General features: G+C 66.8%; 13 protein-coding genes. 10 read left to right on the plus strand and 3 right to left on the minus strand.

The window, feature by feature from the left end; all coding sequences use genetic code 11:
* The first annotated feature begins 37 nt into the window (after positions 1-37).
* Positions 38-1,450 (plus strand): ATPase, encoded by a 1,413-nt coding sequence (locus tag Q1J95_RS01455; protein WP_300265492.1) that lies wholly within the window; start codon positions 38-40, stop codon positions 1,448-1,450.
* 14 nt (positions 1,451-1,464) lie between these two features.
* Entirely contained in the window at positions 1,465-1,995 is a 531-nt protein-coding gene (locus Q1J95_RS01460; protein ID WP_300265493.1) for a RusA family crossover junction endodeoxyribonuclease, read from the plus strand.
* 15 nt (positions 1,996-2,010) lie between these two features.
* On the opposite strand, the gene Q1J95_RS01465 is transcribed toward Q1J95_RS01460, so the two are convergent.
* A complete protein-coding gene (locus Q1J95_RS01465) occupies positions 2,011-2,793 on the minus strand; it encodes a SprT-like domain-containing protein (RefSeq protein ID WP_300265494.1) in 783 nt (260 codons plus the stop codon).
* Between the two features lie 207 nt (positions 2,794-3,000).
* Between Q1J95_RS01465 and Q1J95_RS01470 the strand changes: the two genes are divergently transcribed.
* From Q1J95_RS01470 to Q1J95_RS01495, 6 genes are read left to right on the plus strand one after another with little or no spacing between them, the layout of a single operon-like run.
* Positions 3,001-3,237 (plus strand): helix-turn-helix domain-containing protein, encoded by a 237-nt coding sequence (locus tag Q1J95_RS01470; protein WP_300265495.1) that lies wholly within the window; start codon positions 3,001-3,003, stop codon positions 3,235-3,237.
* Positions 3,238-3,294: 57 nt separating this feature from the next.
* Entirely contained in the window at positions 3,295-3,699 is a 405-nt protein-coding gene (locus tag Q1J95_RS01475) for a hypothetical protein (RefSeq protein WP_300265496.1), read from the plus strand.
* A 44-nt stretch (positions 3,700-3,743) separates the two neighbouring features.
* Complete coding sequence (locus Q1J95_RS01480; RefSeq protein ID WP_300265497.1) at positions 3,744-4,163, plus strand: ImmA/IrrE family metallo-endopeptidase; 420 nt, start codon at positions 3,744-3,746, stop codon at positions 4,161-4,163.
* Complete coding sequence (locus Q1J95_RS01485) at positions 4,160-5,272, plus strand: hypothetical protein (RefSeq protein ID WP_300265498.1); 1,113 nt, start codon at positions 4,160-4,162, stop codon at positions 5,270-5,272. Before Q1J95_RS01480 ends, Q1J95_RS01485 begins: the two co-directional genes overlap by 4 nt.
* Positions 5,269-5,868 (plus strand): hypothetical protein, encoded by a 600-nt coding sequence (locus tag Q1J95_RS01490; RefSeq protein ID WP_300265499.1) that lies wholly within the window; start codon positions 5,269-5,271, stop codon positions 5,866-5,868. The genes Q1J95_RS01485 and Q1J95_RS01490 overlap by 4 nt, the downstream gene beginning before the upstream one ends.
* A gap of 59 nt (positions 5,869-5,927) precedes the next feature.
* On the plus strand, positions 5,928-6,329 hold the full coding sequence (locus Q1J95_RS01495; protein ID WP_300265500.1) for a hypothetical protein: 402 nt from the start codon (positions 5,928-5,930) through the stop codon (positions 6,327-6,329).
* A gap of 39 nt (positions 6,330-6,368) precedes the next feature.
* On the opposite strand, the gene Q1J95_RS01500 is transcribed toward Q1J95_RS01495, so the two are convergent.
* On the minus strand, positions 6,369-7,307 hold the full coding sequence (locus Q1J95_RS01500) for a hypothetical protein (protein WP_300265501.1): 939 nt from the start codon (positions 7,305-7,307) through the stop codon (positions 6,369-6,371).
* Between the two features lie 6 nt (positions 7,308-7,313).
* Positions 7,314-8,480: a hypothetical protein gene (locus tag Q1J95_RS01505; protein WP_300265502.1), complete on the minus strand. Its 1,167-nt coding sequence runs from the start codon at positions 8,478-8,480 to the stop codon at positions 7,314-7,316.
* Positions 8,481-8,667: 187 nt separating this feature from the next.
* Here Q1J95_RS01505 and Q1J95_RS01510 point away from each other — a divergent pair, with 187 nt between their 5' ends.
* Together Q1J95_RS01510 and Q1J95_RS01515 are read left to right on the plus strand one after the other, a co-directional pair.
* On the plus strand, positions 8,668-9,147 hold the full coding sequence (locus Q1J95_RS01510) for a hypothetical protein (RefSeq protein ID WP_300265503.1): 480 nt from the start codon (positions 8,668-8,670) through the stop codon (positions 9,145-9,147).
* A 148-nt stretch (positions 9,148-9,295) separates the two neighbouring features.
* A complete protein-coding gene (locus Q1J95_RS01515; RefSeq protein WP_300265504.1) occupies positions 9,296-9,553 on the plus strand; it encodes a hypothetical protein in 258 nt (85 codons plus the stop codon).
* Positions 9,554-9,665: the final 112 nt, after the last annotated feature.

Below are 9,665 nucleotides of genomic sequence, written 5' to 3' on the forward strand. Positions count from 1 at the left end.
GGAGGGTGAATCAACACGTTCCGCGGGAGGAACCCTCATGGCATTTCCGACCTTCACGTCGACGATCAGCAATGACGGCACGGCCCTATTCGCTGACGACGACGGCAGGCACCAGAAGATCCGTACGGGCACCGTGGAGGAGGCTCGTCAGATCGTCTTCGAGAAGGTGTCCACCGAAGCCGAGACGCGCGATGAGTCCGTCATGCTTGTCTCGGTCGAGGACGGGCACACGTTCCGCATCGTCGTCCACCCGGACGGTTCCGTGGAAGAGCTTCCCGCGGCTGTCAGCGAACCTATCGTCGCCCCGGAACCGGAACCGGCTGGCATCCCGATCCCCGATGCGCAGTTCGCTCCTGAAACGACCAGCAGCATCCCACTGCCGCAGGAGACCACTTCCGCGCCGTTCCGGAACGATCCGCCCTCGAGCGCCACTATGCCGGGAGTTGTCGAGTACCCGGCCGCGGCGCCAGGGGTAGAGCCGGAGACCCCGACATCGGCGCCGATCCACCGCCGTCCAACCACAGTGACCACCCGCCGTTCCTTCGTCGAGCAGCACAAGCAGGAAGCGCCCGCCAAGAAAGGGTGGCGCGGCCTGTTCACGCAGCTCGGCATCCGTATGGCACCGTCCGCGACCGAGATTGCTGAACGGGAAGACACCGCGAAGGTTGCACAGCACTGGCCTGGGCCGCGAACCATCTCTGTTGTCAACGCGAAAGGCGGTGCCTCGAAGACGAGTAGCGTCGTCCTCATCAGCGCGATGTTCGCCCGTGCAGGACGTGGCGGTGTCCTCGCCTGGGACAACAACCAGACCCGCGGCACGCTGGGGTGGCGAACTACCCAAGGCCCCCACGAGTCCACGCTCCTCGACATGCTCCCGCACACGCAGGAGCTCGTATCGTCTCAGGCGCAGATTGGCGACCTGGCTCGATTTGTGCACCATCAGCCTGCCGATGGGTTCGACGTGCTCCGTTCCAAGCCCAGCGAGATTGCCGACGCGCAGCGCATCCGCCCCGAGGACGTGAAAGCTCTCCACGAAGTGGCTGCGAAGTACTACCGGATGATCGTCATGGACTCCGGCAACGACGAATCCGATCCCATGTGGTCAACCATGATTGACCTCACCGACCAACTCGTCCTGGCCACCACGAACCGCGTCGAACCCGCCGAAGCTGGCGCGCTCCTGCTCGAGAACCTCTCCAAGCTGGGTCCCCGGTATGAACAGCTCGCCCAGAACGCGGTCGTCATTGTGTCCGTCGCCGACAAGACCGCCTCGAAGACTGACATCGACAACATCGTGTCCGGCTTCGAAGCCATGGTGCGTCGCGTCGTCACGATCCCGTTCGACCCGGCGATGATCGACGGCCACCTCGCCATCGACAACCTCCGCCCCGAAACCCAGCGTGCTGCCCTCGCCGCCGCCGCGGCGATCGCCGATGGGCTCCACCAGTAGTCATGCAAGGCGTCGTGCAGTTCGAGGTGTGGGGTGAGCCTGCCCCGCAGGGATCGAAGTCGTTCAAGGGCATCAGCAGTCGCACGGGCCACGCGATCTTGGCGGAGTCGTCGAAGAAGGTGCGGCCGTGGCGTGACCAGGTCGCGTTCATGGCCCGCGCGCACCTGAACCGTACGTACACGCGATGGGAGCCGATCACTGGCCCGGTGCATCTGGTCGTCGAGTTCGCGATGCCGCGGCCCGTGTCCGCTCCGAAGACGCGCCGGACCCTGCCGGCGACGAAGCCCGACCTGTCGAAGCTGCTGCGTTCCACGGAGGATGCGCTGACCACGGCGGGCGTGTGGGGTGATGACGGGCAGGTGGTGGACGTGACGATGCGGGAACGGTACGTCGCGACCGATTCGAGGGTGACGGCGCCGGGGGATCTCGAGCACGTGGGCGCTCGGATCACCGTCATCCCCGTCGCGTCCGCGGACACCCTGTGGGAGGAAGATCTCGCCGGGCAGGTCATCTCGCTCTACGAACAGTCCTCGCAGGCGGCGTGACCACGGGCGCCGGGATCACGCGCGCCCGGACAGGGCGCTCGTGAAGCGTTCCCTGGCCTCCTGCAGGGCGGCATCACCGTCCGTCGCCGAGGCAACGTGCTCGAGATCCTCACCGGTCACGTGCAGACGGAACCGCGTGTCATGCACGCGCCACTCCTGGCCGGTGCGGACGTGGATCCCGCGATAGTAGCCATTTCGGGTGCGACGGATGAGGATCAGCACGTCGCCATCTGACTGCGTCAAGGGCGACTCGAGCACGACACGCGTCCCTGCCGTCAACCGGCCCGCCAGATGCCCGGGCGTCGGCGCCTGGCTGCTGTGCTGTTCGGCGATCGCGTCCGCGCGTCGCTGTTCCTGCAGGTGTCTGTAGGCCGGGTTCGTGCCGGTGCGGTCGCCGCTGCAGCCGATCTCGAGCGCGATGCGTTTCCATTCGGGGCCGTGCCCGGTGTGGCCGTGGCGCTCGTAGGCGAGAGCGTGCGCGATCTCGTGCAGGATCGTGTCGCGCACGGATGATTCGTCAGCGCTGGTCACGTAGTCGCGCGAGAAGTGGATCTTGCGTGCGTTCATGTTGCACATCCCGAGCCGGCGGCGCGCGCCATCGAACTGGGGACGCCACCGCCCGTACAGGCCGTGCGTCGTCATGAGTTCGATCGCGAGGCCCAGTGCCCGCATCAGGTCCATCAGCTGCTCCATCCTGAGCACGGTTCCTCTGCCGCGGCTCGGGATCCTCATGCGCGGGGCGGTGGCGTCGACCGTGAGCTGGGTGTGCGTGACTGTGCAGTCGTGTGCAGTACGCATCACTCGATGCTTCTCTGATCGCATACGTCCTGCGCTGTTGGCGGATGCTCGCGTGGCGTGGCACTACGCTCGCTCAGCATCGTTGGCGGGCGTCGCTACGCGGTCACGGCATTCTGCGTGCCGTAGACCTCGAATGAGAGGCGCCACGATGTGGTCGTGCGCGGCCAGGTGTACCGGGAATCACTCGTATGCACGCATGATCTAGGTATGAGCGAAGACACAGGGGACTCCGGCGGGCGCGCCAAGTTCGGCTTCATGGACGAGAACGAGCTCTCCGAGTACATCGACGTGCCCGTCGCCACGCTCCGATCGATGCGGTCTCGAGGTGGGGGTCCGCCGTTCGTCAAGCTCGGCCGCAGAGTCCGGTACGTCCCCAGCGTCGTCGACAAGTGGATCATGGACCAGCTGCGCACCACCACCGGCGACGACGAAGACGACGAGTAGCCGTCCCGCACGCTCTCGACAGGCGTAGCGTCAATCCAACCGCCCAAGGAGGCCGAGATGATCCTCTGGGGATTCGTCATTGCCACCGCCGTCGCCGCTGTTGCCGGCGTATTCCTCGGGCTGAGGACTGTCTTCGACGACAGCCTCGACGGAAGCCCGAAAGGGCCCCGGGTTCTCTCGCGTCTGACATGGATCACGCTTCTCTGGCTGGCGTTCGCGATCTATGTCGCCGCAACACACGACGCTGCGGCACTCCTGAGCGCCATCGGTATCGGCGCCAGCGTTCCGCTCGTACTCGGAGCCGCCACAACCGCTTACCTCATCCTCTGGCGGAGGCCCCCAAGAGCCCCGAGGAAGCCCACGACCCTGAGCTGTGACCTCGCACAGCCGGCGAACTCCCCGGCCACCAGGGCAGTCCTACCTGCAGCACCAGACTCAACCCGATTGCCCCCCGGTGGGTAACATCGATCGCAGCGTCAACATGAAGCCAAGGAGGAGGTGGCGTGATGACGGGGGATCCGGTCACGCAGATTCGCTGGCCCGAGCGTGTGTCCGTGGAGAACCTCGCCGCCGAGATCGCACGCATCGGCGGCTTCGGCACGGTCACGCTCGAGACGTTCCCCGATTACATGCGAGACACCGGCGTCAGCGGCGTCACACTGGCGCGTGACGGGAACGCAGAAGTGTTTGTCAACCCGGGCCTGACTGACCTGAACCGGAAGCTGACGATCCTGCACGAGTACGCGCACATCCTCCACGGCGACCTCGCCTCCGACGACGAGTACGCGATCATGCACCGCTCCGTGTTCGACGACCCGCGCGAGAAGCGCGCCGAGGAGACAGGGATGCGTTTGCTGTTCGAGATCCAGCAGCGCGAGCACGACACCGACGTGCTGCGTTTCATCGGCGGAGGACCCGGCGAGTGAGCTTCCTCCCGCTCGTCGTCATCGTCGCGGCCATCGGGCTGCTGCTGTTCGTCTCGCTCACACATCGCGGCCGCGGTGACCGCACGAAGCTCCTGTGGGTGGCGGTCCTGGCATTGACCTTCGCCGTGCTCGCGCGGGAGCTCTCAGGCCCGCTCGGGCACGTGCCGGTGCTCGACCTGTTCAAGCGCATCGCCCTCGTCGCGTCCGAGACCAGCGCGATACTCCTGGTGCTGACGTTCCGACGCGAGTCGATCACGCGCCGCACCGGCCGGATCATCTGGGCCGTCGCGGCAGCCGTCTCGGTGCTGCAAGCCGTCCTCCTCCCGACCGTGCCGCTCCTCCCGGACGGCACCGTGCCGCCGTACTCAGATGTCGTCGGAATCCCCGGGCCGGTCGCCTACTTCGCCGTGAACCAGTTCGCGCTCCTCACCTTCGTCGCAGTCGGCGCGACCGGCTGCATCCGTGCGCTCAGGAACGCCCGCCAGCCGCGGGCCGCGAAGATCTCGCTGATCCTGCTCCTCACCGCGGGCGCGTGCATCGTCGTGTACGCGATCACCGGACTCGCGCTGCTCGTGGGGCTGCCCATGGATCACGACGCCGTCATCCAGCGTGTGATGCTGCTCGGGACGTTCATCAGCCTGTGCGCCAGCCTCACCGTCGGCGGGATCCACAAGATCGTCAGCAACGGTCAGCGCCGTGACGCGGTCAACACCGCCACGGACATCATCGAGCCGCTGTGGAACGTCGTCACGACACTGCGGCCCGGCGTCGTCGTCGACTTCCCGACGTCGACCCAATACGAACGCCTCACCCGCCTCACGATCGAGACGAACGATGCACTGGCCCTCCTGCGGAACGACGCTGCCGACACACTGACGCAGTTGCGCGCCACCCATCCGTCGGAACCGGACGTGACAGCTGGCCTCCTCGCGCACCTCGCGGGAAGCGACGCACTCCCGCCGTTGGACAAGCGCCTCGACTGGAACCGTCTCTTGCGCGTGGCTCGCCGGTTGGGCAACGACAGCCTCTCCGCGTCCATCTTCGACCTCTACCGCGTCCGAGACGCGTTCGCGCGAGCACGCCGCCCCGCGACCGTGCAGACCGCATGACGGCCGCGACAGCGACAGACCGGGCTGCCCGGATCGTCACCGAGGTGAGCACGCCGGCCGTCTCCGTCTTCGCCGTCGCGATCCTGTGCGGCATCCAGTCCACCGGAGGATGGGACGGCGCCGCCTGGGGGGCCGTCCTCGGCATCTTCTGCGCCGTCATCCCCTACGTGACCCTCGAGATCGCCGCCCGCCGCGGCCGCATCACCGACCGGCATGTCACCAAGCGCGGCCAACGCCCGTGGGCGTACGCCATGTGCCTCGCATCGGTCGCGGCCGGGATCGTCACGATGCTCGTCCTCGGCGCGCCGATCCTGATCCAGTGGGCGCTGGGGACGATGGTTGCCGCGCTGGTCATCTCCGCTGCGGTCACCGCACTCGGGCCGAAGGTGTCCATGCACGCGATGTGCCTGACGGCGTTCTTCGTGCTCGCGGCCTTGTTCACCACGCTGTGGTGGCTTGCGGGGCTCGCGATCCTGCTGCCCGTCGTGGTGTGGAGCCGGCTCCGCCTCGAGCACCACTCCCCGGTAGAGGCTGTTCTGGGCACCATCATCGGTGCTGCCGTGACGGTCGTGTCGTGGTTCTTCGCGCCCGTCTGACCAGACAGTAGTCTTCACTCGGGCCTTCGAATGTCAGATGCCTGAGGGAGTTTCGACGCATGCTCTACGCCGTGACCGCCGTCCTCGCCGGTGCCGCTGTCGTCCTGCTCCTGCTGTCGATGCGGCCCGTCACCAATCGCGCCGCACCATCAGTGGACGAGTTCGAAGAGGTGCTGCTCCGGCCAGACGTGAACGCCGAGCTCGAGAACCGGTGGACTCGTGAGGAGCTGGTCGCTCTGCGCGCGAACCTGCTCGCACGCCGCAACCGGAAGGCGATGCGCGCGGTCGGCCTGTTCCTGTTCATGGTCACCGTCACCGTCCTGGTCATCGCCGCGTTCACCCTCGGGATGCCCATGCAAGCGCTATGGCTGGTGCTCGGCGCCGTGAGCCTTGCCGTCCTCGCCTGGCCGAACATGGTCGCGGCGAGCAAGGCCCACTCGCTCGCCGCCTACATCTACTGACCACGCGCGCCCGAACCGCGCACCCTACGAACCCGGCCGTCACGACAGAACGTCGCCGAGCTCAGCGAGGATGTTCTCGAGCTGCCGGTCCCACCTGTCGCTAACCTCGTCCGCGCGCTCCTCGAGCGCGTCGATCTCGGCGCGCGCCGACTCGGTATCACCAGCGCCCTTTACGAGGGGCGCGTCCGGATCCAAGTCGGTGTAGACCTCCGCCAGTACCCGGTTCTGTCGCTCCGCCGGGAGGGCGACGAGCGCACGGGACCGCCGGGTGGTGGCGATCGTGCTGATCGCGGTCAGGCTGATCGGGGTGAAGCGGTGGTCGATCTGTCCCCACCGGTTGATCTGGTGAAGCAGCGACCAGTGAGTGTCGCGCCACGTGTCGTCGCCCTGCTCACACACGTGCCCGTGGACGATCTCGCCGCGCTGACGGTTCATCACGGACTTGAGCTCGCCGACGCTTCGATAGTCCGCGAGGGACACTGCCCGTAGCCACCTCGCGACGGCGCACGCGGCACAGCGTGCAGGCGTCGGACTGGTGGGGATCAGCTCGCCGCGGATGACGATACGGCCCGGCGCCGGCCAGCGAATGACGTCCCGTCCGATCTGCTGCGCCACCTCGCGGGTGAAACCCTGGTGCAGGAGGACGAGGAGGTAGGCGTCTCGCCTGCCGCGCATCCCCTCCGGCCATCCCTTCGTCGGGATCGCCTCGAGGGCGTCTTCAAGGTCCAGCCACTGGGGGCCCTCTCGCCACCCCCTCGGGGGACGTTCCGGGCGCGGCACGTCAGCGCCGTGCGCTTCGAGGGCACGCAGGATCCCCCATTCGCGGATTGTCCGCGTCTTCTCCGCCACGGGCACGTCAGCCCAGAACGCGTCCAGACGGGCCGGATCGTACGTGAACACGTCGGTGTGCCCCTTCGCGGCGCACCACGCGCGGTAGAGCGCCCACGGGGCTTCTGCGGACTTCGGGATCGTGTTCATCGTGCCTCAGAGGCCGAGCTTGGTGACGGCGTTGTTGCGGAGGGGGAGGTTGTCGCGGTCGTAGTGGTCGACCATCATGTCCGTCTTGTGGAGCGTCTGGTTCCGGATCGCCTTGTGGGTGGCCTCCTTGATGAGCGCCTGCGTGACGAACCCGGCCCGCAGCGAGTGGAACCCGTACCGGTCAGGGTCGTAGCCGGCGTTCTCGAGACGGAACAGGAGCCGTTTGTACAGGGCGGTCCCCGAGACGCGGTTCATCATGATCCTGCCGCTCTTCGTCACGCGCGTGACTACAGGGGCATCGTCCGGGAGCTCCGGGAATGCACCCCGGCACACGTGCTGCCAGTCGTCGGGGTTTCGCGGCGTCGACAGCACGAGCGCCATCCGCTCTTCGATCGTGTCCGCCGCGAGCAGCGACGCCCACCGGAACCATGCGCACGGTGCGCATGTGGCGGGCACCTGGCCGTACGGGACGGCCAGTAGCGCCCCGCGGCCTGCCTGGTCGGTCTTCGTGCGTCCGACGCGGACGTGGAGGCCGTCGTGGGGGTGGATCGTGAGGTTCCCGGCGGTCAGTCCGGCGACGTTCTCGCGCCGAAGGGCCGTGGCGAATCCGACCAGCACGACGAACGTGTCGCGGGCGGACGAGACGCCGGCCGGCCACGTGGAGTGATCCATGTGCGAGATCACCTTGAGGACGTCTTCGGTCAGCAGAGGATCGCGCCCTTCCGCTCGCTCCTGTCGTTCGTTCGCGAGGCCGTTGATGGTCCTGGCGATCAGCTCGTGGTCGCCGAGGCCACGCCCGCCGCCGGTGTCGTACTGCAGGCGCGCGAGGGACGAGACGACGCGACGCAGCGAGGTGACCTTGTACGCGGGCTTCCCGTCGGAACGGATCAGCTCGCTGAGGTCGGTGAGGTAGAGCGACACGATCTCAGGGTTGACGGGCAGCGGCGGCAGGCCCATCTGCTTGCACCAGCGCCCGTACCGTTCCTGGTCGTGCGCGTACGCGGTCTTCGAGTTCTCGGCGAGATTGCTGTCTTCGAGCTCGGTGCGACGCTCACGCAGGTCGCTGAGTCGCTGCAGGGCGTCGGCGGCGGGAATCGCGTCCTGAGCGCTGCTCTGTGCCTGCAGCTGCTCCTGAATCACGGAGAGGTCGCGGGTGACGTCCTGGTCGGTCATGTCAGCTCCGTTCTGAGGCGTCTGTCGCGGCCGTCAGCGCTCTGTGGCGCTCAGGTGGGGCAGATGCCCGGATTCTCGCGTTAGTTCTCTACTGTCAAATATAGTAACTAATCGTAAACGACGATCAAGTGACTTTGCTTGCTGTGGGGCATTGCGTACGCAATAACACGCGCATACTCTGTCCTGCATGAGCATCGAGAGAATCCGAGCCGAGCTCACTGCCGAGCAGGTGGCACTCCTCGAGGAACACGGGCAGCCAATCACCCCGGCGCACTCGTCCACGAAGCACCGGCGGCTCGCGAGGGCAAAGCGCCCGTTTCCGGTGATCGCACGCTCCGGGCGCCACTACCGCGAAGCCAACGGACGTCGCTACGGCGAGCTGCCCGCCGGCACCGACCAACGGCAGGCCGACGCAAGGTACTGGCGCGTCGGTGCAGCAGTGCGAGACGCCTGCGAGCCGATGACCGTCTCGGTCGGCGGCACCGTGCAACGCATCTACGAGGTGCGTGGCTGGTACCAGGAGCCCGGCCAGACGAAGTGGACGGCCGACCTCGGCCGACTCCTTACCGACGAGGACCTCGACCGGGACTACCCCGATTATCCCTACCGGTACGGCAACGAATGTAAGACCAGCGGTGGTGGCGCGTACCGCCCCGAGTACTACTGACGGCATCCCGCCCCTGCGCTCGGGTCAGCATGACGCGCAGGGGCGGATCTGTTCGTCAGGCACCGGTCGGTCACTATCGAGCACGCGTGCACTTGGACCCCCGCTCCCCCAGAAGTTCTGAGACACGCCCCGCGCCTCCACAATGTGCATGCACATCCGCCCCATGATTGTCGGCATGGAGAAGCCGAAGACCCGAGTCACAGGCACGGGTGCGAGCACCGTTCCGTTCCAAACTCGCGTGGCACCCGACGCGAAGGCCGCTATCGAGGCTGCGGCACGACGTAGTGGCGTCAGCGTCGCCTACTACACGGAGAAGCTGATTCAGCAGCTCGAAGAGTCGAACGCTCTCCCCGTAATCCACCCACCGCGTCTGCAGCAGGAGGAGTTGCCTATTCCCGCCGCTTAGAAACTGAAAGCCCCCGGTTGGCGCCGGGGGCTGTGCTCAGATGTTTGATCTGGAAGATGTTTGGCGACTGAGACCAGATCGAACCGATGTAGAGAAGAACCCGGTTGGCGCC

The organism is Microbacterium sp., assembly GCF_029263575.1.
Taxonomy (GTDB): Bacteria; Actinomycetota; Actinomycetes; order Actinomycetales; family Microbacteriaceae; genus Microbacterium.

Coding starts and splice junctions, on each gene's coding strand:
- Q1J95_RS01455 (WP_300265492.1), top strand. CDS start 38: ATGGCATTTCCGACCTTCACGTCGACGATCAGCAATGACGGCACGGCC.
- Q1J95_RS01500 (WP_300265501.1), bottom strand. CDS start 7,307: ATGAACACGATCCCGAAGTCCGCAGAAGCCCCGTGGGCGCTCTACCGC.
- Q1J95_RS01465 (WP_300265494.1), bottom strand. CDS start 2,793: ATGCGTACTGCACACGACTGCACAGTCACGCACACCCAGCTCACGGTC.
- Q1J95_RS01510 (WP_300265503.1), top strand. CDS start 8,668: ATGAGCATCGAGAGAATCCGAGCCGAGCTCACTGCCGAGCAGGTGGCA.
- Q1J95_RS01490 (WP_300265499.1), top strand. CDS start 5,269: ATGACGGCCGCGACAGCGACAGACCGGGCTGCCCGGATCGTCACCGAG.
- Q1J95_RS01470 (WP_300265495.1), top strand. CDS start 3,001: ATGAGCGAAGACACAGGGGACTCCGGCGGGCGCGCCAAGTTCGGCTTC.
- Q1J95_RS01515 (WP_300265504.1), top strand. CDS start 9,296: ATGCACATCCGCCCCATGATTGTCGGCATGGAGAAGCCGAAGACCCGA.
- Q1J95_RS01505 (WP_300265502.1), bottom strand. CDS start 8,480: ATGACCGACCAGGACGTCACCCGCGACCTCTCCGTGATTCAGGAGCAG.
- Q1J95_RS01495 (WP_300265500.1), top strand. CDS start 5,928: ATGCTCTACGCCGTGACCGCCGTCCTCGCCGGTGCCGCTGTCGTCCTG.
- Q1J95_RS01480 (WP_300265497.1), top strand. CDS start 3,744: ATGACGGGGGATCCGGTCACGCAGATTCGCTGGCCCGAGCGTGTGTCC.
- Q1J95_RS01475 (WP_300265496.1), top strand. CDS start 3,295: ATGATCCTCTGGGGATTCGTCATTGCCACCGCCGTCGCCGCTGTTGCC.